At 70.7% G+C, this 22,557-nt stretch carries 19 protein-coding genes; 9 read left to right on the top strand and 10 right to left on the bottom strand.

The genetic code is table 11. The features are described 5' to 3' along the window. The first annotated feature begins 79 nt into the window (after nt 1-79). The 6 genes from rpsA (at nt 80) to JQN72_RS06060 (ending at nt 7,472) form a co-directional block, all read left to right on the top strand. Nucleotides 80-1,573: a 30S ribosomal protein S1 gene (rpsA, locus tag JQN72_RS06035; protein ID WP_204134252.1), complete on the top strand. Its 1,494-nt coding sequence runs from the start codon at nt 80-82 to the stop codon at nt 1,571-1,573. A 197-nt stretch (nt 1,574-1,770) separates the two neighbouring features. After that, the gene (locus JQN72_RS06040; RefSeq protein ID WP_204134253.1) at nt 1,771-2,469 is read left to right on the top strand and encodes a DUF4184 family protein; all 699 of its coding nucleotides are present in this window, start codon (nt 1,771-1,773) and stop codon (nt 2,467-2,469) included. 10 nt (nt 2,470-2,479) lie between these two features. Next, nucleotides 2,480-2,950 carry a PPOX class F420-dependent oxidoreductase gene (locus JQN72_RS06045; protein WP_204134254.1) on the top strand — a complete coding sequence of 157 codons (471 nt, stop codon included), beginning with the start codon at nt 2,480-2,482 and terminating at the stop codon, nt 2,948-2,950. Between the two features lie 26 nt (nt 2,951-2,976). Continuing rightward, nucleotides 2,977-4,161 (top strand): dephospho-CoA kinase, encoded by a 1,185-nt coding sequence (coaE, locus tag JQN72_RS06050; protein WP_204134255.1) that lies wholly within the window; start codon nt 2,977-2,979, stop codon nt 4,159-4,161. Between the two features lie 75 nt (nt 4,162-4,236). Next, nucleotides 4,237-6,354, top strand: a complete 2,118-nt coding sequence (gene uvrB / locus JQN72_RS06055; RefSeq protein ID WP_204134256.1) for an excinuclease ABC subunit UvrB — start codon at nt 4,237-4,239, stop codon at nt 6,352-6,354. Nucleotides 6,355-6,449: 95 nt separating this feature from the next. Continuing rightward, nucleotides 6,450-7,472: a TerC family protein gene (locus JQN72_RS06060; RefSeq protein WP_204134353.1), complete on the top strand. Its 1,023-nt coding sequence runs from the start codon at nt 6,450-6,452 to the stop codon at nt 7,470-7,472. A gap of 4 nt (nt 7,473-7,476) precedes the next feature. Here the strand turns inward: JQN72_RS06060 and JQN72_RS06065 are convergent, their stop codons facing one another. Both JQN72_RS06065 and JQN72_RS06070 read right to left on the bottom strand, forming a co-directional pair. Continuing rightward, nucleotides 7,477-8,346 carry a DMT family transporter gene (locus JQN72_RS06065; RefSeq protein WP_204134257.1) on the bottom strand — a complete coding sequence of 290 codons (870 nt, stop codon included), beginning with the start codon at nt 8,344-8,346 and terminating at the stop codon, nt 7,477-7,479. Between the two features lie 125 nt (nt 8,347-8,471). Further along, complete coding sequence (locus JQN72_RS06070; protein WP_204134258.1) at nt 8,472-9,116, bottom strand: TetR/AcrR family transcriptional regulator; 645 nt, start codon at nt 9,114-9,116, stop codon at nt 8,472-8,474. A gap of 415 nt (nt 9,117-9,531) precedes the next feature. Between JQN72_RS06070 and JQN72_RS06075 the strand changes: the two genes are divergently transcribed. Then, nucleotides 9,532-10,386, top strand: coding sequence for a hypothetical protein (locus JQN72_RS06075; RefSeq protein WP_204134259.1), 855 nt, complete (start codon nt 9,532-9,534; stop codon nt 10,384-10,386). A gap of 25 nt (nt 10,387-10,411) precedes the next feature. Here the strand turns inward: JQN72_RS06075 and JQN72_RS06080 are convergent, their stop codons facing one another. Genes JQN72_RS06080 through JQN72_RS06090 form a run of 3 tightly spaced genes read right to left on the bottom strand, consistent with a single transcriptional unit; the run spans nt 10,412 to nt 13,571 of the window. After that, on the bottom strand, nt 10,412-11,074 hold the full coding sequence (locus JQN72_RS06080) for an MBL fold metallo-hydrolase (RefSeq protein WP_204134260.1): 663 nt from the start codon (nt 11,072-11,074) through the stop codon (nt 10,412-10,414). Between the two features lie 3 nt (nt 11,075-11,077). Further along, nucleotides 11,078-11,770: a maleylpyruvate isomerase family mycothiol-dependent enzyme gene (locus JQN72_RS06085; RefSeq protein WP_204134261.1), complete on the bottom strand. Its 693-nt coding sequence runs from the start codon at nt 11,768-11,770 to the stop codon at nt 11,078-11,080. Between the two features lie 10 nt (nt 11,771-11,780). Continuing rightward, nucleotides 11,781-13,571, bottom strand: a complete 1,791-nt coding sequence (locus tag JQN72_RS06090; RefSeq protein ID WP_307812448.1) for a glycoside hydrolase family 15 protein — start codon at nt 13,569-13,571, stop codon at nt 11,781-11,783. Nucleotides 13,572-13,630: 59 nt separating this feature from the next. On the opposite strand from JQN72_RS06090, the gene uvrA reads away from it, so the two are divergent. Next, complete coding sequence (gene uvrA, locus JQN72_RS06095; protein ID WP_204134262.1) at nt 13,631-16,627, top strand: excinuclease ABC subunit UvrA; 2,997 nt, start codon at nt 13,631-13,633, stop codon at nt 16,625-16,627. Between the two features lie 27 nt (nt 16,628-16,654). On the opposite strand, the gene JQN72_RS06100 is transcribed toward uvrA, so the two are convergent. Then, nucleotides 16,655-17,089 (bottom strand): helix-turn-helix domain-containing protein, encoded by a 435-nt coding sequence (locus JQN72_RS06100; protein WP_204134263.1) that lies wholly within the window; start codon nt 17,087-17,089, stop codon nt 16,655-16,657. Between the two features lie 130 nt (nt 17,090-17,219). Here JQN72_RS06100 and JQN72_RS06105 point away from each other — a divergent pair, with 130 nt between their 5' ends. Then, nucleotides 17,220-18,098, top strand: coding sequence for an aldo/keto reductase family oxidoreductase (locus JQN72_RS06105; protein ID WP_204134264.1), 879 nt, complete (start codon nt 17,220-17,222; stop codon nt 18,096-18,098). 71 nt (nt 18,099-18,169) lie between these two features. Here JQN72_RS06105 and JQN72_RS06110 read toward each other — a convergent pair whose 3' ends face one another. The 4 genes from JQN72_RS06110 to JQN72_RS06125 are packed head-to-tail and all read right to left on the bottom strand — an operon-like array spanning nt 18,170 to nt 22,375. Continuing rightward, nucleotides 18,170-18,883 carry an ABC transporter ATP-binding protein gene (locus JQN72_RS06110; RefSeq protein WP_204134265.1) on the bottom strand — a complete coding sequence of 238 codons (714 nt, stop codon included), beginning with the start codon at nt 18,881-18,883 and terminating at the stop codon, nt 18,170-18,172. After that, nucleotides 18,880-19,716 (bottom strand): ABC transporter ATP-binding protein, encoded by an 837-nt coding sequence (locus JQN72_RS06115; RefSeq protein WP_307812449.1) that lies wholly within the window; start codon nt 19,714-19,716, stop codon nt 18,880-18,882. The genes JQN72_RS06110 and JQN72_RS06115 overlap by 4 nt, the downstream gene beginning before the upstream one ends. Next, a complete protein-coding gene (locus JQN72_RS06120) occupies nt 19,713-21,413 on the bottom strand; it encodes a branched-chain amino acid ABC transporter permease (RefSeq protein ID WP_204134266.1) in 1,701 nt (566 codons plus the stop codon). Before JQN72_RS06120 ends, JQN72_RS06115 begins: the two co-directional genes overlap by 4 nt. Continuing rightward, nucleotides 21,410-22,375: a branched-chain amino acid ABC transporter permease gene (locus tag JQN72_RS06125; protein WP_204134267.1), complete on the bottom strand. Its 966-nt coding sequence runs from the start codon at nt 22,373-22,375 to the stop codon at nt 21,410-21,412. Before JQN72_RS06125 ends, JQN72_RS06120 begins: the two co-directional genes overlap by 4 nt. Nucleotides 22,376-22,557 lie beyond the last annotated feature (182 nt).

Raw genomic sequence — 22,557 nt, forward strand, 5'->3', positions numbered from 1 at the left:
CGCCTGTGCCCTGTCCGGGGCGCGCGTGCACCCGAACGATCCCCACGAGTCCATCTGTCCACATCGGAGTTCCTACTACATGACTGCCAGCACGGTCGACACGACCGCCCCTCAGGTTGCCGTCAACGACATCGGTTCTGAGGAAGACCTTCTCGCCGCGATCGACGCGACGATCAAGCACTTCAACGACGGCGACATCGTCGAGGGCCACATCGTCAAGGTGGACCGCGACGAGGTCCTGCTCGACATCGGCTACAAGACCGAGGGCGTCATCCCCTCGCGTGAGCTGTCCATCAAGCACGACGTCGACCCCAACGAGGTCGTCTCCGTCGGCGACGAGGTCGAGGCCCTTGTCCTCCAGAAGGAGGACAAGGAGGGCCGGCTCATCCTGAGCAAGAAGCGTGCGCAGTACGAGCGGGCGTGGGGCACGATCGAGAAGATCAAGGAGGAGGACGGCGTCGTCACCGGCACCGTCATCGAGGTCGTCAAGGGCGGCCTCATCCTCGACATCGGCCTGCGCGGCTTCCTCCCGGCGTCGCTCGTCGAGATGCGTCGGGTCCGCGACCTCCAGCCGTACGTCGGCCGCGAGATCGAGGCCAAGATCATCGAGCTCGACAAGAACCGCAACAACGTGGTGCTGTCGCGCCGCGCCTGGCTCGAGCAGACCCAGTCCGAGGTCCGCACGACGTTCCTCAAGGAGCTCGGCAAGGGCCAGGTCCGGACCGGTGTCGTGTCCTCGATCGTCAACTTCGGTGCGTTCGTCGACCTCGGCGGGGTCGACGGTCTCGTGCACGTCTCCGAGCTGTCCTGGAAGCACATCGACCACCCGTCCGAGGTCGTCGAGGTCGGCGACGAGGTCACGGTCGAGGTCCTCGACGTCGACATGGACCGCGAGCGAGTCTCGCTGTCGCTCAAGGCGACGCAGGAGGACCCGTGGCAGCACTTCGCCCGGACCCACGCCATCGGTCAGGTCGTCCCGGGCAAGGTCACCAAGCTCGTCCCGTTCGGCGCGTTCGTGCGCGTCGACGACGGCATCGAGGGTCTGGTCCACATCTCCGAGCTCGCCGAGCGCCACGTCGAGCTGCCGGAGCAGGTCGTGCAGGTCGGTCAGGAGATCTTCGTCAAGGTCATCGACATCGACCTCGAGCGTCGCCGCATCTCGCTGAGCCTCAAGCAGGCGAACGAGGACGGCGCGAACCAGGTCGAGTTCGACCCGACGCTCTACGGCATGGCCGCCGAGTACGACGAGCAGGGGAACTACAAGTACCCCGAGGGCTTCGACCCGGAGACCAACGAGTGGCTCGAGGGCTTCGAGGCCCAGCGTGAGACCTGGGAGAAGCAGTACGCCGAGGCGCACGCGCGCTGGGAGGCGCACCGGGCCCAGGTCGAGGCGGCCGTCAAGGCCGACGCCGAGGCTGCGGGCGAGGCTGCCACGACGTCCTACTCGTCCGACAGCTCGGACGAGACCCCGGCCGTGCGTCCGGCTGCTCCGGCCGCCGGCGGTGGCGGCGAGGGCACCCTGGCCTCCGACGAGGCCTTGGCCGCGCTCCGCGAGAAGCTCACCGGCAACTGACGCCACCCGCGTCGGCACGACGGCCCCGGACCTGGTGTCCGGGGCCGTCGCGCGTCCGGCGCGGCCACGAACCGGCCTCGGCAAGGCTTCAGCGTGCCCGCCCGCCCCACCGCTCGGAGCTGGGTCGGCGGCCTCGGTCTCTCGCTCGCCGTCCGGACCTGCGGTGTCCGGTCCTGACGGCACCCTATGGTTGGCCGGTGCCGTTCACCCCCGCCCACGTGGCTGCCGTCCTCCCGGTGATCCGGGTGCGCAGCCGGTGGGTCGTCCCGGTGGCGTGGGTCGTCGGCTCGATGGTGCCGGACCTCGCCTGGTTCCTCGTCGGCAGCCGCGCGTACGGTCTCGGCCACTCCGCGCTCGGTCTCGTCACGCTCGACCTCGCGCTCGGCGTGGTGCTCGTCGCGGGGTGGCGGTTCGTCGCGCTCGGTCCGGTGCGCGACCTCGCGCCGACCGCTCTCGCCGAGCGCCTGCCCCGTCCGTCCGGGGTGACGGTTCGCGAGTGGCCCGGCGTCGTCGTCGGCGTCGTCGCCGGGGCCGCGACCCATGTCGTCTGGGACTCCTTCACCCACCGCGGGCGGTGGGGTGCGCGGCACCTCGACCTGCTCGCGGCGACGTACGGACCTCTGCCCGGGTACAAGTACGCGCAGTACGCGAGCGGCGTCGTCGGCGTCCTCCTCGTCGTCGTGGCCATGCGGCGCTGGTGGCGCGTCACCGTCCGGGCCGAGGTGACGGACCGCCGGGTGGCACCTGCCCATCGCGTGACCGCACTGGCCGGAGTGTCGGTGCTCGCCGTCGTGCGGGCCGTGGCCCGGGCCGGAGCAGCTCTCCTCGTCGGCGGCCTGGCGGTGTGTGGCGCCTGGTGGGCCCTGCCCCGGCGTGCGGCCGCTCCGGCGGGGTAGCGTCCAGGACATGCCACGATCCATCGCGACGAACACGACGGTCGACCTCGACGGGCTCCTCGAGTTCGTCCGGCCTCGGCACTCGATGGTCCTCATGACGACGCGGGCCTCGGACGGCCGGCCCCAGGCGTCCCCGGTCACCGGTGGCGTCGACGACTCCGGCCGGATCGTCGTCACGAGCTATCCCGAGCGCGCCAAGGTGCACAACGCCCGCCGCGACCCCCGGTGCAGCGTGCTCGTCCTGTCAGACGACTTCGGCGACGCGTGGGTGCAGGTCGACGGCGACTGCGAGGTCATCGACGCCGCGGACGACGTCGAGCCGTTCGTCGAGTACTTCCGCAACATCTCGGGGGAGCACCCGGACTGGGACGAGTACCGGCAGGCGATGGTCGACCAGGGCAAGTCGCTGCTTCGGATGACGCCGACGCGGTGGTCGCCGGTCGCGACCGGTGGGTTCCCCGCCCGCCTGGCGGACGGCTGACCCCGAAGGCCGCTAGGGTCGGCCGCATGCTGCGCGTCGGGCTCACGGGAGGGATCGGGTCCGGCAAGTCCACCGCGGCTCGGGCGCTGGCCTCGCTCGGCGCGGTGGTCGTCGACGCCGATGCGGTGGCTCGCGAGGTCGTCGAATCGGGGACCCCGGGCCTGCAGGCGGTCCGGCGGCGCTTCGGCGACGAGGTCGTCCGTCCCGACGGCACGCTGGACCGCCCCGCGCTCGGCCGGCTCGTCTTCGCGGACGGGGGTGCGCTGAAGGACCTCGAGGCGATCACTCATCCGGCCATCTGGGAGCGCACGGCAGAGCTGTTCGCGCAGGCCCCCGAGGACGCCGTCGTCGTCCACGACATGCCGCTGATCGTCGAGAAGGACATGGCGGGGGAGTACCACCTCGTCCTCGTCGTGGGTGCCTCGGAGGAGACCCGGCTGCGGCGGCTCGTCGACGACCGCGGGATGACCGAGGACGACGCCCGGTCCCGGATCTCGGCCCAGGCGGACGACGACGCCCGGCGGGCCGCTGCGGACGTGTGGCTCGACAACGAGGGCACCGTGACCGCGTTGGAGGTGGACGTCCTGCGGGTCTGGCACCGCCGGCTCGAGCCGTTCCTCGACAACCTCCGGGCGGGCGCGCGCAGCCGTCTCGCCGGCCCGGTGCTCAGCCCACCCGACCCCGCGTGGCCGGGCCAGGCGGCCCGGCTGCTGGCGCGGGTGCGGCACGCTGTCGGCGACGTGGCCACCACCGGTGACCACGTCGGGTCGACCGCCGTCGACGGGCTGCCGGCCAAGGACGTCGTCGACCTCCAGGTCGGGGTCACGTCGATGGCCCGGGCGGACGAGCCCGGTTTCGTCGAGGCGATGACGCGGGCGGGCTTCGTCCTCGTCGAGGACGTCGTCGACGACCGCGGCAGGGACGGCCGTCAATGGCCGAAGCGCCTCTACGGGTCGGCCGACCCGGGGCGGGTCACCCACGTGCACGTCCGGGAGGTGGGGTCAGCGGGCTGGGAGCTCGCCCTCCTGTTCCGGGACTGGCTGCGGGCCGAGGCGGGGGAACGGGCCGACTACGCGGCCATGAAGGCGGACCTCGCCGGGCGGCTCGCCGACACGACGGAGTACGCGGAGGCCAAGGAGCCCTGGTTCGACCAGGCCTGGAACCGCGCACGGGCCTGGGCGGAGCAGACGGGGTGGTCCGCCACCACGTGACGCGGCACGATGCCTCCGGCCGGACGCCGAGACCACGGGATCCGCGCTGTCGGTGGCCCGGCATACCGTAGGGGCATGCGCCCCACCACCGAGCTCCAGCGCCGCGTCGCGCCGTTCGAGGTCATCTCCGAGTTCGCGCCGGCGGGCGACCAGCCGAAGGCCATCGCCGAGCTCGCGCGCCGGGTCGAGGCCGGTGAGCAGGACGTCGTGCTGCTCGGTGCCACCGGTACCGGCAAGTCCGCGACGACCGCGTGGCTCGTCGAGCAGGTGCAGCGCCCCACCCTGGTCATGGCGCCCAACAAGACGCTCGCCGCTCAGCTGGCCAACGAGTTCCGCGAGCTCCTGCCGAACAACGCCGTCGAGTACTTTGTCAGCTACTACGACTACTACCAGCCCGAGGCCTACGTCCCGCAGTCGGACACCTACATCGAGAAGGACTCCTCGATCAACGACGAGGTCGAGCGGCTGCGGCACAGTGCCACCAACAGCCTCCTGACCCGCCGCGACGTCGTCGTGGTCGCGTCCGTCTCGTGCATCTACGGCCTCGGCACGCCGCAGGAGTACGTCGACCGCATGGTCCCGCTGCGGGTCGGCGACGAGGTCGACCGCGACGACCTGCTGCGCAAGTTCGTCCACATGCAGTACACCCGCAACGACCTCGCCTTCACCCGCGGCACGTTCCGGGTCCGGGGAGACACCGTCGAGATCATCCCGGTCTACGAGGAGCTCGCGCTCCGGATCGAGTTCTTCGGCGACGAGGTCGAGCGGCTCTACACGCTGCACCCGGTCACCGGCGAGGTGGTGCGCGAGGAGGACGAGATGTACGTCTTCCCGGCCTCGCACTACGTCGCCGGTCCGGCGCGGATGGAGCGCGCGATCGCCGGCATCGAGGCCGAGCTCGAGGAGCAGCTCGCGACCTTCGAGCGGCAGGGCAAGCTGCTCGAGGCGCAGCGGCTGCGGATGCGCACGACCTACGACATCGAGATGATGCGCCAGATCGGCTCCTGCTCGGGCATCGAGAACTACTCGATGCACATCGACGGCCGGTCCCCGGGCTCGGCACCGAACTGCCTGCTCGACTACTTCCCCGAGGACTTCCTGCTCGTCATCGACGAGTCACACGTCACTGTGCCGCAGATCGGCGCGATGTACGAGGGCGACATGTCGCGCAAGCGTACGCTCGTCGAGCACGGCTTCCGGCTGCCCTCGGCCATGGACAACCGCCCGCTGAGGTGGGAGGAGTTCCTCGAGCGGATCGGTCAGACCGTCTACCTGTCGGCAACGCCGGGGGACTACGAGCGGGCGAAGTCCGACGGCGTCGTCGAGCAGATCATCCGTCCCACCGGGCTCGTCGACCCCGAGGTCGTCCTCAAGCCCACGAAGGGCCAGATCGACGACCTCCTGCACGAGATCACCGTGCGCACCGAGCGCAACGAGCGGGTGCTCGTCACGACGCTCACGAAGAAGATGGCCGAGGACCTCACCGACTACCTCCTCGACAAGGGGGTCCGGGTCCGCTACCTGCACTCCGACATCGACACCCTGCGCAGGGTCGAGCTCCTCCGCGAGCTGCGGCTGGGGGAGTACGACGTCCTCGTCGGCATCAACCTGCTACGCGAAGGGCTCGACCTCCCCGAGGTCTCGCTCGTCGCCATCCTCGACGCCGACAAGGAGGGGTTCCTGCGCAGTACCCGGTCCCTCATCCAGACCATCGGCCGCGCGGCGCGCAACGTCTCCGGTCAGGTCCACATGTACGCCGACACCGTCACGCCCTCGATGCGAGACGCGGTGGACGAGACCGGGAGGCGGCGTGAGAAGCAGCTCGCCTACAACCGGGAGAACGGCATCGACCCGCAGCCGCTGCGCAAGCGGATCGCCGACATCACCGACATGCTCCAGCGTGAGGACGCCGACACCGAGGCCCTGCTCGGCTCCGGCCGGGCGGTCTCCCGGGGCAAGGCCGACGGAGGGCGCGGGGGGCGGGGTCAGGTCGCAGCCGACGCCGACGCCGCGCTCGGGTCGCGTCGTGGGGAGGACCTGCCGGCGAGCGAGCTGGCCGGCCTCATCCAGGAGCTCACGACCCAGATGCACCAGGCCGCGGGGGACCTCCACTTCGAGCTCGCGGCACGGCTGCGCGACGAGATCGGCGACCTCAAGAAGGAGCTCCGCCAGATGAGCGAGGCCACGCGCTGAGTCCGGAACCACCGGACAAGGAGTCTCGTCGGGCTCACCGCCCCCGGTAGGCTGTCGCGGTGCTCCCCACCACCCTTCCCACGGCGACCGCTGCCCTGGAGGTCCTGCCGTGGGTCTGGTGGCTGACCATCGGGGTCGCGGGGGTCGTCCTGGCCGTCGACGTCGTCGTCATCGCACGTCGGCCACACCGGCCGTCGACCCGCGAGCTCAGCGTCGCGCTCGGTGGGTACGTGGGTGCTGCGGTGCTCTTCGGACTGGGGCTGTGGTGGGTCGCGGGCGGTCGGCTGGCGGGGGAGTTCTTCGCCGGCTGGCTCACCGAGTACTCGCTCTCGGTCGACAACCTCTTCATCTTCATCCTCATCATGGCGGCCTTCTCCGTCCCGGAGAAGCTGCAGCAGTTCGCGCTCATGGTCGGCATCGTCATCGCGATCGTCCTGCGCGGCATCTTCATCGCCGTCGGCGCGGCGGCGATCGAGCGGTTCAGCTGGGTCTTCTACGTCTTCGGGGCCTTCCTCGTCTACACGGCGGTGCAGCTCGTGCGCCAGGGGGAGAGCTCGGACGACGAGTACGAGGAGAGCCGCTTCATGCGGTTCGTGGAGCGCCGTCTCCCGGCGACGAAGTCGTTCGACGGCACGAGCCTGTTCACCGTGGAGAACGGCAAGCGTCTCGCCACCCCGCTGCTCTTCGTGATCATCGCCCTCGGCACCACCGACCTCCTGTTCGCGCTCGACTCCATCCCCGCCATCTACGGGCTGACCCGCGAGCCCTACCTCGTCCTCACCGCGAACCTGTTCGCGCTCATGGGCCTGCGACAGCTGTACTTCCTCATCGGCGGCCTGCTCAAGAAGCTCGTCTACCTCAGCTACGGGCTCGCGCTCCTGCTCGCGTTCATCGGCGTCAAGCTGGTCCTCCACGCCCTGCACGAGAACGACCTGCCGTTCGTCAACGGGGGAGAGAACGTGCCGGTCCCGGAGATCCCCATTGCGGTGTCGCTCGGGGCGATCGTCGTCATCCTCGGCGTCACGACCGCGCTCAGCCTGTGGCGTACCCGGCGTGGACCCGAGCCGACCCCGGAGGAGGAGGCCGGACCGCGGCGGACCTCCGGCGACCCGGTCTGACCCCTCAGGAGCCGGTCGACGCGGGCGCCTTGCGCGCTCCGAGCCCGAGGACGATCGCCGAGGCCACCACGACGAGGGCCATCCCCAGCAGCTGGCTCGGCGCCAGCCGCTGGCCGAGCACGACGAGGCCCGCGAGCGCTGCCGCCGCGGGCTCGAGGCTGAGCAGGATGCCGAACACCTGGGCGCGCAGGCGGCGCAGCGCGAGGAGCTCGAGGGAGTAGGGGAGCACCGAGGACAGGACGGCGATCCCGAGCCCCTTGGCGAGGATCGTGGGGTCCCACTGCGGCACGCTCGCGACCCCGAACGGCAGCGTCACGGCCGTCGCGAAGACCATGGCGAGAGCGAGGCCCTCGAGGTGGGGGAACTCCGCGCCGGTCCGGCGGCTCAGCACGATGTAGGTGGCCCAGAACCCGCCTGCTGTGAGGGCGAGGAGGATGCCGACCCACTCGAGCTCGCCGAGCGGGACGTGCAGCGCCTCGGAGATGAGGACCACGCCCCCTGCGGCGGCGAGGACGGCGACGCCGTCCAGCACCCGGCGGGAGAGCGCGGCGGCGAGGGCCAGGGGCCCGATGAACTCGATCGTCACAGCCACCCCGATGGGCAGGTGCCCGAGGGAGCCGTAGAACGCGAAGTTCATCAACCCGAGCGCGACGCCGAACGCCGCCACGGTGGCCCAGGCGCGGCGCGAGTGGCCGCGCCACCGCGGACGGACGACGGCGAGCAGCAGCGCGGTGGCGAAGAGGAGCCGCAGGACGACGGACCCGCCGGCACCGATCGACGGGACGAGGGTGGCGGCGAGGGCCCCGCCGAACTGGACCGAGACGATCCCGCCGAGGACGAGGACCGGTGCGGGGACACGGTCGGCGGTCGTCACCGCGCCAGGCTAGCGACGGGGCCGGACGTACGGCCCCACGGGTCCAGGTGCCGCGGTCGTCGAGCGTCCGTGGCCCGCGAGCGCGGCGTCCCCGGGCTTCGACCGCGACGTCGGCCCCCGACTGTCTAGGGGCGGGCGGGCACCGCGTCGAGCACGACGTCCAGGGTGGCGAGGAAGCTCTCGCGGGTGTATCCGGTGGGTTCGAGCCGACGTGCGTAGTGCGCCAGGGCGGGGAACTCCGCCGGGTCGGCGCCCAGGGTGATGACCCGGAAGGACTCCAGCCTCCGCTGCCGGTCGCTCGTGCTGGAGGTCCGGGCCGCCGCGTGCGCGGAGATCAGCGACACGGACAGGGTCACGAGCCGGTGGTACCACTCGGGGACGATCTCCTCGGGAAGCCCGGCGTCGGTGAGGGCCTGGAGGGTCTCCTCGATGACGAGTTGGGTGCCCGGCCCGCTCCCGGGGTAGTGGCTCGTGTCCTTGGCCAACTGTGGCAGCGCGGCGTACGCGTCCCACGAGCGCAGGATGAGGTCGACGAGCCGCGCGCGCCAGGGCCCCTCCCGCCGGTAGCCGGCCATGGCCTGGACGAGCACGTGGTCCACGACCGCGAGCATCAGCTCGGTGCGGTTGTGGAAGTGGCGGTACAGGCTGGAGGAGTCGGTACCCAGCTCCGCGGCCAGCCTGCGCATGCTGAAGGTCTCGTCACCGTCGGAGTGGGACAGCAGCTCGACCGCGGCGTCGAGGATGGTCTGCCGGTCCCAGCGCTGGCGCATGGCGCCAGCGTAGTGGAGCGGAAACAGCGGGTTCGTGGGGGTTCGGGGCCTTACTGAACGCGGTGTTGCACGCAGCGCGTGCATAACGCTTCAATGGAGCCATGGCCGATCTGCCCGAGCTGGTGTCCCTCCGCGACGGTTCGACCTCGACCCCGGCCTGCGGAGCGGGCGGGACGCCGGGGAGGTCTACCGGGTCCGCACGCCGCTCGGGCAGGCGTTCGGCCACGGCATCCAGCACAGTCTCGGCGCGACCCTGGCGCGTCTCGAGCTGCGGCTGGCCCTGCCGGCCCTGCTGCGACGGTTCCCGGGGCTGCGCCTTGCGGACCCCGGCACGCCGCCCGCCTTCGATCACCGTGCGCTGGTGCACGGTCTGCAGTCCCTGCCCGTCACCTGGTAACCGTCACGAGGAGCCCCGTTGACCACCGACGCACCGCCCGACTCCGCACTACTCACCGAAGAGGACTTCCCGGACCGCCAGGACGTCGTGCAGCGGTTCGGCGACCTCGCCCCGGACGGCACGACGAGCACGGTCGCCCTGTCCCGGCTCTTCGAGCACCCCCGGGTCGGCCTGCGCTTCCCCCGCTTCGCCTGCCTCGTCGCGGACGGCGGGTTCGGGTCGTACCAGATCCTGTTCGTGGGCCAGCGGGTGGAACGGCACGCCGCCTTCGGCCGGGTCGGCGCCGAGGTCCGGGTCGGCACGGGAATCCGTGCCGTCGGCCGGTCCTCCTACACCTACGGCCAGGGGATGTTCGTCGACGGGCGTCCCGTCGCCACCGCCGAGGCCACCATCGTCCTCGCCGACAGGTCCGGGCCGGTCGCCCTGCCCGACGAGCTGCTCGCCGACCTCGAGGAGCTGCAGCTGCCGGGAGGCGCACCGAAGGCGGCGTCGAGGCCCGACCCGCGTCGCCGGGAACGGGAGTACTACCCTGCCGTCGCCACCGTCCACAGCCGGGTCGGGGACGTCGACCTGAACCGGCACGTCAACTACATCGCCCAGCTGGGCTGGTACGACGACGCGGTCGCGTCGCACGCCCACGACGTGCTCGGGGACGACGCGGCGCGCACGCTCACCCGGTACCTGCCGTGGCGCTACCAGGTGGCCTACCTCGGCGAGGTCCTCCACCCCCGCTCCTACGACATCGGGATCGCCGCCAGCGGGCAGGACGAGAACACCGTGCAGTACGAGCTGGGGATGTTCGACGGCGGACGGTGCCTGGGCACCGCCGACGCCTCCGCGCCACGACCCGTGGGCCTGGATGCCGCCGCGTGACCGCGTCGTAGGCGGCGGTGGCCGGCTACCAGCCCCGGGCCCGCCACTCGGGCAACGCCGGGCGCTCGGCACCGAGGGTGCCGTCGTTGCCGTGGCCGGGGTAGAACCACGTGTCGTCGTCGTAGGCGCCGAAGAGGCGCTCGACGACGTCGGTGTAGAGCGCGTCGAAGTCCTGTCCGGGTTGCTTGGTGTTGCCGACGCCACCGGGGAAGAGCGCGTCGCCCGTGAAGAGGTGCGTGACACCCTCGGGGTCGCTCCAGGCCAGCGCCACCGAGCCGGGGGTGTGGCCGCGGAGGTGCACGACGTCGAGCTCGAGCTCCCCGACCCTCAGGGTGTCGCCCTGCCGCAGCCGGACGTCGGGCGCGAGCGGAAGCGCGTCCGCGTCGTCCTCCCCGGCGTAGGTACGTGCGCCGGTGGCCGTGGCGACCTCCTCCAGCGCCCGGACGTGGTCCCAGTGCTGGTGTGTCGTCACCAGGTGGTCGAGGCGACCGGTGCCCTCCCCGACGAGCGCGAGGCAGCGCTCGGCGTCGTCGGCAGCGTCGATCAGCAGCTGCGCGCCGGTGGCGGTGCACGTGAGGAGGTAGACGTTGTTGTGCATGTCGGACACGGCCCTCTTGCGGATGGTGGCCGGTCCCAGCTCCCGGACGTCGCTCGGCCCGCCGGGAGTGACCTCACCGGTGTAGGCCATCGGTCAGCGTCCTGCGGGCAGGGCGGGCAACGGGTCCGCGGTCACGCCGTCGGTGAGGCCGCGGGCGAGCCAGGCCAAGACGGCCGCCCGGTCGCCGCTGACCTCGGTCGTCCCGAGGCCGATCGTCCACTCGTCGCCCTCCGTCGTGCGCAGCGTGACGTCGGGGGTGTCGGTGACGCCGCGCAACCGGTCGAGCTCGTCGGCCAGGAGGAGCTCCACCAGCTCCGGCTCGACGTCGGCGAAGCCGAACCCGGCATCGAGGTCGACGTGGTGGTACACGACCTCACGCAGCCGCATGTAGGGCAGGTTCTCGGCCGTGACCACGGCGACGCCCGGGGTGCGCGCGAGCAGCCGGCCCTCGTGCTCGGGGCCGATCCGGCGCAGGGCGGCCGGCAGCGGACGGGCGGTGCGGCGCAGGTCCTCGAGCTGGACGTCCCGGTCGCGGGTCGCGCCGGCCTCGATGTCGGCGTCCCGGGCCTCCGGGGAGGGGTACATCGTCTCGCCGGTGCGGTCGACCGCCGCGCGGACCAGGGCGAGGAACGCGTCGGCGTTGCGTGCCACGTGGGTGACGACATGGCCGCGGGTCCATCCGGCACACAGGCTCGGGGCGGCGAGGTCGTCGACGCGTTGAACGGTCGTGAGCAAGCGCTCGGTGTGGCGGTCGAGGAGGGTGAGGAGGTCGACATCGGAGGCCATGACCGCGACGCTACTCCCCGGCGGCCTTCTCGGCCCCGACGATCGCGTCGGCGGCCTGCACGAGCGCCAGGTGCGAGAAGGCCTGCGGGAAGTTGCCGAGGAGCCGCCCCGTGGCCGGGTCGTACTCCTCGGACAGCAGCCCGAGGTCGTTGCGGACGGCCAGCAACCGGTCCATGAGGCCGCGGGCGTCGTCGAGGCGGCCGCACCGGGCGTAGGACTCGGCGAGCCAGAACGAGCACGCGAGGAAGGGGTTCTCCTCGCCGTCCAGCCCGTCGACCCCGCTGGAGGTCCGGTAGCGCAGCAGGAAGCCGCCGTGGAGGAGGTCCTCCTCCACGGCCCGGATCGTCCCCTGGACGCGCTCGTCGTCGGCGGGGAGGAACCCCACCGTCGGGATGAGGAGGAGCGCGGCGTCCACCTCGGTCGTGTCGTAGTGCTGGGTGAAGGTGTTGCGGTCGGCGTCGTACCCCCGGTCGCAGACCTCCGCGTGGACCTGGTCGCGCAGCGCACGCCAGCGGTCGACGTCTCCGTGGTGGCCGTCCTCCTCGACCGCACGAACGGCCCGGTCGAAGGCTGCCCACACCATGACCCGGGAGTGCGTGAAGTGCCGCGCGGGGCCGCGGATCTCCCACAGCCCGTGGTCGGTCTGGTCCCAGTGGTCGGCGAGGTCGTCGACCAGCGCACGCTGGACCGCCCAGGACTCGCCGGACTCCTCGACCCCGAGCTCGCGCGCCCGGGCGAGCGCGATCATCACCTCTCCGAGCACGTCGCTCTGGCGCTGGTGCACGGCACCGTTGCCGACCCGGACCGGCCGTGAGCCCGCGTAGCCGGGAAGGTGGTCGAGCTCGCGCTCGGGCAGCTCGCGCCCGCCGTCCACCGCGTACATGATCTGGAGGTCACCGGGGTCACCGGCGACGGCACGCACGAGCCAGTCGCGCCACAGCCTGGTCTCGTCGACGTAGCCGCAGCCGAGCAGCGCCTCCAGCGTGAGCGAGGCGTCCCGGAGCCAGCAGTACCGGTAGTCCCAGTTCCGGCTCCCGCCGACGTCCTCGGGAAGGCTCGTCGTGGGAGCGGCGACGATGCCGCCGCGGAGCTCGTCGGTGAGCAGCCGCAGCACGAGGAGGGACCGGGTCACCGCCTCGCGGTACCGCCCCTGGTGGGTGTGCCGCGACGCCCACTCGTCGAAGTGCTGGACGGTGTCCTCGACGCGGGAGCGGACCTCGAGCGCCTCGGGCACGTCGCACCAGGACGGGCTCCAGGTCATCGAGAACGCCAGGCGGTCACCGGCGCCGACGGTGAACCGGTCCCGGTGGTGGTGGTCCTCGGGCTCGGGGAGGCGGTCGCCGCGGAGGACGAGCATGTCGGGGCCGGCGATCGCGCGGATGGCCTGGCGTCCGTCGGAGTCCTCGACGCGCGAGACCCACGGCAGGACCTTGCCGTACCCGGTGCGGACCACCCACTCGTGGTCCATCTCGACGTCGCCGTCGAGACCCTCGACGACGCGTACGAGGTCGGCCCGGCCGTCGCCGAACGGCATGAGGTCGGTGACCCGTACCCGGCCCGTCGCGGTCTCGTGGACGGTGTCGAGGACGAAGCTGTTCCCCCGGTAGGAACGGGTCGCGGTGGCCTCCTCGACGGGGCCGAGGAACCACCGGCCGTGGTCGTCGGTGCCGAGAACGGCGGCGAAGCACGCGGGGGAGTCGAAGCGGGGAAGGCACATCCAGTCGACCGCGCCGTGACGGCTCACGAGGGCGGCGCGCTCGGTGTCGCCGAGGAGGGCGTACTCGCCGATCGGGGTGTTCACCTCTCCGACCCTAGACGGTGTCGGTGCTGGTGAGAGGGCTGTCGGTGGTCACACCTAGCATGTCGGATGTGAGTCATGACCACCTCGTCGTCCGCGGTGCCCGGGAGCACAACCTCAAGGACGTCAGCGTCGAGCTGCCCCGGGACGCCCTCGTCGTCTTCACCGGGCTGTCCGGCTCGGGAAAGTCCTCGCTGGCCTTCGACACGATCTTCGCCGAGGGCCAGCGGCGCTACGTCGAGTCGCTCTCGGCGTACGCTCGGCAGTTCCTCGGACAGATGGACAAGCCCGACGTCGATTTCATCGAAGGGCTGTCGCCGGCCGTCTCCATCGACCAGAAGTCGACGAACCGCAACCCGCGCTCGACCGTCGGCACGATCACCGAGGTCTACGACTACCTCCGGCTGCTCTTCGCGCGGGCGGGCCGCCCGCACTGCCCGCGGTGCGGCGAGCCGATCACCAGGCAGAGCCCGCAGCAGATCGTCGACCGCCTGCTCGAGCTCCCCGAGCGCACCCGCTTCCAGCTGCTCGCCCCGGTGGTGCGCGCCCGCAAGGGGGAGTACGTCGACCTCTTCGCCGAGCTCCAGACCAAGGGCTTCTCGCGGGCCCGGGTCGACGGCGAGGTCGTGTCGCTCACGGAGCCGCCGAAGCTCGAGAAGCAGGTGAAGCACTTCATCGACGTCGTCGTCGACCGCCTCGTCGCCAAGGGTGGCGACAGCTCGGCCAAGCGTCGCCTCACGGACTCCGTCGAGACCGCCCTCGGCCTGGCCGGCGGGGTGGTCGTCGTCGACTTCGTCGACCGGGAGGAGGACGACCCGGAGCGCGAGCGCCGCTTCTCCGAGAAGATGGCCTGCCCCAACGACCATCCGCTCTCGATGGACGAGGTCGAGCCGCGGTCTTTCTCGTTCAACAGCCCGTTCGGCGCCTGCCCGGACTGCACCGGCATCGGCACCGAGCTCGAGGTCGACCCCGAGCTCGTCGTCCCGGACGACGACCTCAGCCTCGCCGAGGGGGCCATCGCCCCGTGGGCCACGTCCTCCGGTGCCGCCGACTACTTCCAGCGGGTCATGAGCGCCCTCGCCGACGAGATGACGTTCTCGATGGACGCCCCGTGGCGAGCTCTGCCCAAGCGGGCCCAGGATGCCTTGCTGCACGGCCGTAACCACAAGGTGCACGTGCGGTACCGCAACCGCTTCGGCCGGGAACGGTCGTACTCCACCGGGTTCGAGGGCGCCATCCCGTTCGTCAAGCGCCGCCACGCCGAGACCGACTCCGACTGGTCGCGGGAGCGCTACGAGGGGTACATGCGTGAGGTGCCGTGCCCCACGTGCAAGGGCGCGCGGCTCAAGCCGGAGTCGCTCGCAGTGCTCGTCGGGGGCAAGTCCATCGCGGAGGTCTCGGGCCTGGCGATCGCGGATGCCGCCCGCTTCTTCTCCACCGTCGACTTCACCGAGCGGGAGCGGCAGATCGCGGCGCGCGTGATCAAGGAGATCGACGCCCGCCTCGGGTTCCTGCTCGACGTGGGACTCGACTACCTGAGCCTGGACCGCCCCGCCGGCACCCTCTCCGGGGGTGAGGCGCAGCGTATCCGGCTCGCGACCCAGATCGGGTCGGGCCTCGTCGGCGTCCTGTACGTCCTCGACGAGCCGAGCATCGGGCTGCACCAGCGGGACAACCACCGGCTCATCGAGACACTCACCCGGCTGCGCGACCTCGGCAACACCCTCATCGTCGTCGAGCACGACGAGGACACCATCGCCACCGCCGACTGGGTCGTCGACATCGGCCCGGGGGCGGGGGAGCACGGTGGTCAGGTCGTCCACTCCGGGACCGTCTCCGACCTCCTCGCCCACCCCGACTCGATGACCGGCAAGTACCTCTCTGGCAGGCGGGAGATCCCGACCCCTTCGGTGCGCCGGCCACGGGAGAAGGGCCGCGAGGTCATCGTCGTCGGCGCCACCGAGCACAACCTCGACAAGGTGTCGGTGTCGTTCCCGCTCGGCACGCTCGTCGCGGTCACCGGGGTGTCCGGCTCGGGCAAGTCCACGCTCGTCAACGACATCCTCTACAACGTGCTCGCGAACAAGCTCAACGGCGCGCGCCACGTCCCGGGTCGCCACAAAACGGTCACCGGGCTCGAGCACCTCGACAAGGTCGTCCACGTCGACCAGAGCCCGATCGGCCGGACACCCCGGTCCAACCCGGCCACCTACACGGGGGTCTTCGACCACGTCCGCAAGCTCTTCGCCACCACCGAGGAGGCCAAGGTCCGCGGCTACCAGCCGGGTCGCTTCTCCTTCAACGTCAAGGGCGGGCGCTGCGACGCCTGCTCGGGCGACGGCACGATCAAGATCGAGATGAACTTCCTGCCGGACGTCTACGTCCCGTGCGAGGTCTGCCACGGTGCGCGGTACAACCGCGAGACGCTCGAGGTGCACTTCAAGGGCAGGACGATCGCCGACGTCCTCGACATGCCGATCGAGGAGGCCGCCGACTTCTTCTCCGCCGTCCCGGCCATCGCGCGACACATGAAGACCCTCAACGACGTAGGCCTCGGGTACGTCCGGCTGGGACAGCCGGCACCGACGCTCAGCGGCGGGGAGGCACAAAGGGTCAAGCTCGCCTCCGAGCTCCAGAAGCGCTCGACGGGGCGGACGGTCTACGTCCTCGACGAGCCGACGACCGGCCTGCATTTCGAGGACATCCGCAAGCTGCTCGGCGTGCTCCAGGGACTGGTCGACAAGGGCAACACCGTCATCGTGATCGAGCACAACCTCGACGTCATCAAGAACGCGGACTGGCTGGTCGACCTCGGCCCCGAGGGCGGCAGTGGTGGTGGCCGCGTGGTCGCCGAGGGCACACCGGAGCAGGTGGCCGAGGTCACCGAGTCGCACACCGGTCGCTTCCTTGCGCCGATCCTGGCGAGGACCGCCCGCACCGCGCAGCCCCAGGGCAAGACCCCGGCCGGAGGCGGGTCGTCGGGCCGCTCGGCGTCGAAGCGCACGGGCGCCAAGCGCACCGCGGCGACACGGAGGACGGCAGCGCGCAAGGCGGGATGAGCGGCCGCGCGTTCCCCGCGGTGGCCGTCAGGGCTCGCGGGCGTCGTGGCCGGCGCGGTGCTCGACGACCTCGTCCATGTTCGCCTGTGCCCAGGACCTGAGCCCGCGGGTGAGCTCGTGCAGCGAGAGGCCGAGGTCGGTCAGCTCGTACGAGACGGTCACCGGGACGGTGGGCGTCACGGTGCGCGTCACGAGTCCGTCGCGCTCCAGGGACCGCAGCGTCTGGGTCAGCATCTTCTGGCTCACCCCGGCCAGCAGTCGCGCGATCTCCGAGTAGCGCATGGCCCTGGGCGTTCCGTCCGCGTCGGGGAGGGCGGATTCGCCTCCGAGCGCACAGAGAACCAGCACCACCCACTTGTTCGAGATGCGGTCGAGGAGCTGGCGGCTGGGGCACACCGCGAGGAACGCGTCGTACTCCTGTTTGGCCTGCGCCCGCTGCCCCGCCGAGTTCGTCGTCGACATCCGACGTCACCTTCTCCAGGAGAGACCTACGCACTCGAAAGTGCCTACTTCCTCAGAGGAAGTTACTCCTTCATGGTGGTCGGTGGTGGCGACGGTCGCCATCCACGACGACGGACAGGATGACACCACGATGAACGCGACCTCACTCCCCGGCGGCGAGTGGACTCTCGGCGACTCTGTCGTCGACCGGTTCGGTTACGGCGCGATGCAGCTCGCAGGTCCCTGGGTCATGGGGCCGCCCGCCGACCACGATGGCGCCGTCGCGGTGCTGCGTGAGGCTGTCGCCTCGGGAGTCACACACATCGACACCAGCGACGCGTACGGGCCTCGGGTGACCAACGAGCTGGTCCGCGAGGCGCTGCACCCCTACCCGGAGTCGCTGCTCGTCGCGACCAAGGTGGGCGCGACCCGGGACGCAGAAGGAGGCTGGCCGGTGGCCCGCCGCCCCGAGCAGCTGCGTGCGCAGGTGCACGACAACCTGAGGTCCCTCGATCTCGAGGCTCTCGACCTGGTCAACCTCCGCATGGGCGACGCGTATGGCCCACGGCAGGGCTCTCTCTCGGAGCCCTTCGGGGCCCTCGTGCAGCTCCAGCAGGAGGGCCTCGTCCGTCACCTCGGGGTCAGCAACGTCACCCCCGAACAGGTCGCCGAGGCACGGAGCATCGCCCCGGTCGTGTGCGTCCAGAACATGTACAACGTGGCGCACCGGCACGACGACGAGCTCGTCGACCGTCTCGCGTCCGACGGCATCGCGTACGTGCCGTTCTTCCCGCTCGGAGGTTTCACGCCACTGCAGTCGGACACGTTGTCCTCCGTGGCCGCCCGGGCGGGGGCCACCCGGATGTCGGTGGCGCTGGCGTGGCTGCTCCAGCGGTCGCCAAACATCCTGCTCATCCCGGGCACGTCGTCCGTCGCACACCTGCGCGAGAACATCACCGGTGCCGGTCTCGTCCTGGGCGCCGAGGACCTCGCGGCACTGGACGGCCTCGCCTCCGGGGCGGTGGCCTGACGTCGGCCGGAGGCGCGGGATCCCAAGCGTGGGCGTGGGACCCGCGCCCACGCAGACCGTGGGACCCGGCCTCAGTCCTCGCCGAGGTAGGCCTTGCGGACGTCGTCGCTGTCGAGCAGCTCACGACCACTGCCCGAGAGCACGATCGAGCCGACCTCGAGCACGTAGCCCTTCGTCGCCCGCTTGAGCGCCGCCTGGGCGTTCTGCTCCACGAGCAGGATCGTCGTGCCCTGCTCCTGCAGTGTCGTGACGGTCGTCATGATCCGCTTCATCATGATCGGCGAGAGCCCCATCGACGGCTCGTCGAGCATGAGCATCTTGGGCCGGCTCATCATCGCCCGGCCCATGGCGAGCATCTGCTGCTCACCACCGGAGAACGTCCCAGCGGGCTGGCTGCGGCGCTCCTTCAGGATCGGGAAGAGCTCGAAGGCGGCCGCGAGGTCGTCCCGGATGCCCTTGTCGTGGCGCGCGAAAGCGCCGAGCATGAGGTTCTCCTCGACCGTCATCTTGGGGAAGATCCGCCGGCCCTCGGGGGAGTGGGCGAGCCCGAGCTGGACGATCTCGTGGGCCGGCACCTTCGTCAGGTCCCGTCCGTCGAACATGATCGAGCCGGAGCTGGGCCGGAGCAGACCGGAGATCGTCCGCAGCGTCGTCGTCTTGCCGGCACCGTTGGTCCCGATGAGGGTGACGACCTCACCCTGCTCCACGGAGAAGCTGATCCCCTTGACGGCCTTGATCTTTCCGTAGGAGACGACGAGGTCCTTGACCTCCAGCATGGCGCTCACGCGTGCTCCTCCTCGTCCTCGTCCTCGTCGGTGTCGTCGCCGCCGATGTAGGCCTCGATGACCCGTGGGTCGGACTGCACCTCGGCCGGAGTGCCCTCGACGAGCACCGAACCGCGCACGAGGCAGAGCACGCGGTCGCACAGGGTGAAGATGAACCGCATGTCGTGCTCGATGACGACGACGGCCAGCCCGCTCTCCCGGATCTTGAAGATCAGCTGCATGGTCTCCTCGGTCTCGCGCGGGTTCATCCCCGCGGTCGGCTCGTCGAGGAGCAGCAGCTGGGGGTCCGTCGCCAGAGCCCGGGCGATCTCCAGGCGGCGCTGGTCGCCGTACGGCAGGTTGCGCGCCAGGACCTCGGTCGACCTCCCCAGCCCGACGTACTCGAGCAGCTCCTGGGCCCGGGCCCGGGTGGCCTTCTCCTCGCGCCGGAACTTCGGGCCGCGGAGGATCGAGGTCAGCGCCATAGAGGACGTCCGGCAGTACCGGCCGACCATGACGTTCTCGAGTGCGGTCATGTTGGCGAACAGCCGGATGTTCTGGAACGTCCGCGCCATCCCGGCCCGGACGACCTTGAGCGGCTTGGGTGGCAGCTGCGCGCCGTTCAGCGTGACCCGTCCCTCGGTCGGGATGTACAGCCCGGTGAGGCAGTTGAAGAAGGTGGTCTTTCCGGCCCCGTTGGGCCCGATGAGGCCGACGATCTCGCCCTCGCGGACCTGCATGCTCACCGTGTCGACGGCGGTGAGACCGCCGAAGCGCATGGTGACGTCGGACGCCTCGAGGACGACCTTGTCGCCGACGTGGTGGCCCTGGTTCTCGGTCTCGGTGACGGTCACTTGGCCTCCTCCAGGTGCTCGGTCTGGGCGAGGTCGACGAGATGCTCGTCCTCCTCGTGGAACTCCAGCTGGCGCCGCTTGCTCGGGACGAGGCCCTCGGGGCGGAAGCGCATCATGAGGACGAGCAGCAACCCGAACGCCATGAGCCGGTACTCGTTGACCTCACGCAGCTTCTCGGGGAGCAGCTTGAGGATCGTTGCGCCCACGAGGACGCCGGCCACTGTGCCCATGCCGCCCAGCACGACGGCGGCGAGGAGGAAGGCGGACTCGAGGAAGATGTACTGGTCGGGTGTCACCGACGTGTCCTGGTGGGCCTTGATGGTCCCCGCCAGCCCTGCCAGCGAGGCACCGACGGCGAAGGCGAGCAGCTTGAGGCCGAAGACGTTGACTCCCATCGCCTCCGCGGCGCGCTCGTCCTCCCGGATCGCGACCCAGCCGCGGCCGATGCGGCTGTCGTTGAGCCGCGCGAACACGAGGATGACCACGCCGATGAGCAGGAGCAGCAGGAAGTAGTAGTTGCTGAACCGTCCGAGTGGGACGCCCGCCAGCGTGTGCGTCTCCCCGAAGTCGAACCCGAAGAAGTTCAGGTCGGGGATGCCGGGGATGCCGTTCGGGCCGTTCGTGAGGTCCGGCCCGGTGTTGCCGTCGAGGTTGAACATCGCCAGCCGGAAGATCTCGCCGAAACCGAGGGTCACGATGGCCAGGTAGTCGCCGGACACGCGCAGCGTCGGGGAGCCGATGACCAGCCCGAAGATGGAGGCGACGACCATCCCGCAGAGCATGACGACGAAGAACGGCGGCTTCCAGCCGACCGTCGCGAACGCCGAGTTGGAGAGCATGGCGCCGACGTACGCGCCGGTGCCGAGGAAGGCGATGTAGCCGAGGTCGAGGAGGCCGGCGAGGCCCACGACGATGTTCAGGCCCAGCGCCGTGGCCGCGAAGATGAGGATCTGCACGGCGATCGACATGTTCGCGCTCGACCCGCCCTGGGTGAACGGGAAGAGGAACGCCACGAGGAAGGCCGCGAGCACGAGGGGACGACGGTTGTTCTGCCCGATGAAGCCGATGTACTCACCGAAGCCGGCGGTGAGCAGCGCCACCACGACGCCGAGGATGGTGAGGATCAGGAGGAAGAAGGTCCACGAGTCGTCCATGTCGAGGGTGTACGCCGTGAGGAACAGCAGCGCAGCGAGGGCGACGACGATGATGACGATCTCGAGAGTGCTGGACAGACGCGGCCAGGCGTGCACGTCGAGGTCGACCGGGGCGGTGAGGTAACCGGCGGCCACGACGAGGACCGCGCCGACGAGGGCGACCCAGCCGCCCTCGTTGGCGTTGATCAGCCCATCGGTGGTCACCCCGATGGCGAGCAGCGCCATCGCGACGAAGACCACGGCGGCGGTACCGGTGGCGCGGAGGCCGCGTCCCGGGTCGAGCCACGGGGTCTTGCGCAGGAGCAGGACGCCGAGCACGAGGGCGACGACGCCGAGCACCATCGCGTAGATCTGGATACCCGCGGGCCAGAAGCGCACGCTGATGTTCTGCAGCACGCGGTCGATGTGGGACCACGAGAGGAGGCCGCTGACAACGAGGACGGCGCCGCCAGCGATCGCCAGGAAGGGCGCCAGGGGACCGTACTTCTCGCGGAGGGCGTGGAGTACGTCGTCCCTCCGCTCGCTGAGGGTCGAGGTGCTCATGCGCGGTCCACCACCTTGGCGCCGAGGAGGCCCTGGGGCCGGAAGACAAGGACGATGATGAGGATGGCGAACGCCCAGACATCCTTCCAGGGGCTGCCGCCGAAGGTGCCCGGGATGAACCCGACGGCCATGGCCTCCACGAGCCCGAGGGTGAGACCGCCGAGGACGGCCCCCCAGACGTTGCCGATGCCGCCGAGCACGGCGGCGGTGAAGGCCTTGAGCCCGGCGAGGAAGCCCATCTTGAAGTTGATGTTCGTGACCTGCAGGCCCTGGGCCACGCCGGCGATCGCGGCGAGCGTGGCGCCGATGACGAAGGCGACGACGATGATCCGGTCCACGTTGATGCCCATGAGGCGGGCGGTGTCCGGGTCCTGCGAGACGGCCTGCATCGCGCGGCCGGTCTTGGTGCGCGAGACGAAGTAGAAGAGCCCGGCGGCGCAGATGAGGAGGGCCCCGATCGTGAAGACGGTGGACCGCTGGATGATCACCCCCCCGACGTTCCAGAACTCGTTCGAGATGTGGTCGATCTGCGGGAAGGGAACCTTCTGCGCGGCGCTCGGGAAGCCGAAGGGGTTCCAGTCGCTGAGGAACAGCGTCGGGTCGTTGTAGCCGATCCGGACGAGCTCCTGGAGGAACACCGAGATGCCGATGGCGGTGATGAGCGGTGCGAGCCGGGGAGCCTTCCGCAGCGGCCGGTAGGCGATGCGCTCCATGAGGACCGCGACGAGCACCGAGCAGGCGACGGCGCCGACGATCATCACCGGGAGCACCCAGATCGAGGTCTGGCCGTCGAAGAACAGCAGCCACGTCGAGAGGGCGCCGAAGGCCCCGATCATGAAGATCTCGCCGTGGGCGAAGTTGATCAGCTGGATGATGCCGTAGACCACGGTGTAGCCCACCGCGATCAGGGCGTACAGCGATCCCAGGGTCAGCCCGTTCACGAGCTGCTGGGCGAATTCCACCGACGACCTCCTAGGGCGCGGTCAGCGAGACTGGCGGGGGAGCACCGCGGTGCTCCCGGACTGGCGGGGGCAGCGCAGCGGTGCTACAGGAAGCGGCCGGGACGCGGTACCGGGCCCGCTACCCGGGCCCGGATGTCGACGGCGGGGGTGGCATGTCCACCACCCCCGCCGTCGGTGTCACA

Origin of the sequence: Phycicoccus sp. CSK15P-2, assembly GCF_016888005.1 — a bacterium.
Lineage (GTDB): Bacteria > Actinomycetota > Actinomycetes > Actinomycetales > Dermatophilaceae > Phycicoccus.

Coding starts and splice junctions, on each gene's coding strand:
- coaE (WP_204134255.1), top strand. CDS start 2,977: ATGCTGCGCGTCGGGCTCACGGGAGGGATCGGGTCCGGCAAGTCCACC.
- rpsA (WP_204134252.1), top strand. CDS start 80: ATGACTGCCAGCACGGTCGACACGACCGCCCCTCAGGTTGCCGTCAAC.
- uvrA (WP_204134262.1), top strand. CDS start 13,631: ATGTCGGATGTGAGTCATGACCACCTCGTCGTCCGCGGTGCCCGGGAG.
- JQN72_RS06105 (WP_204134264.1), top strand. CDS start 17,220: ATGAACGCGACCTCACTCCCCGGCGGCGAGTGGACTCTCGGCGACTCT.
- JQN72_RS06045 (WP_204134254.1), top strand. CDS start 2,480: ATGCCACGATCCATCGCGACGAACACGACGGTCGACCTCGACGGGCTC.
- JQN72_RS06085 (WP_204134261.1), bottom strand. CDS start 11,770: ATGGCCTCCGATGTCGACCTCCTCACCCTCCTCGACCGCCACACCGAG.
- JQN72_RS06100 (WP_204134263.1), bottom strand. CDS start 17,089: ATGTCGACGACGAACTCGGCGGGGCAGCGGGCGCAGGCCAAACAGGAG.
- JQN72_RS06120 (WP_204134266.1), bottom strand. CDS start 21,413: ATGAGCACCTCGACCCTCAGCGAGCGGAGGGACGACGTACTCCACGCC.
- uvrB (WP_204134256.1), top strand. CDS start 4,237: ATGCGCCCCACCACCGAGCTCCAGCGCCGCGTCGCGCCGTTCGAGGTC.
- JQN72_RS06080 (WP_204134260.1), bottom strand. CDS start 11,074: ATGGCCTACACCGGTGAGGTCACTCCCGGCGGGCCGAGCGACGTCCGG.
- JQN72_RS06070 (WP_204134258.1), bottom strand. CDS start 9,116: ATGCGCCAGCGCTGGGACCGGCAGACCATCCTCGACGCCGCGGTCGAG.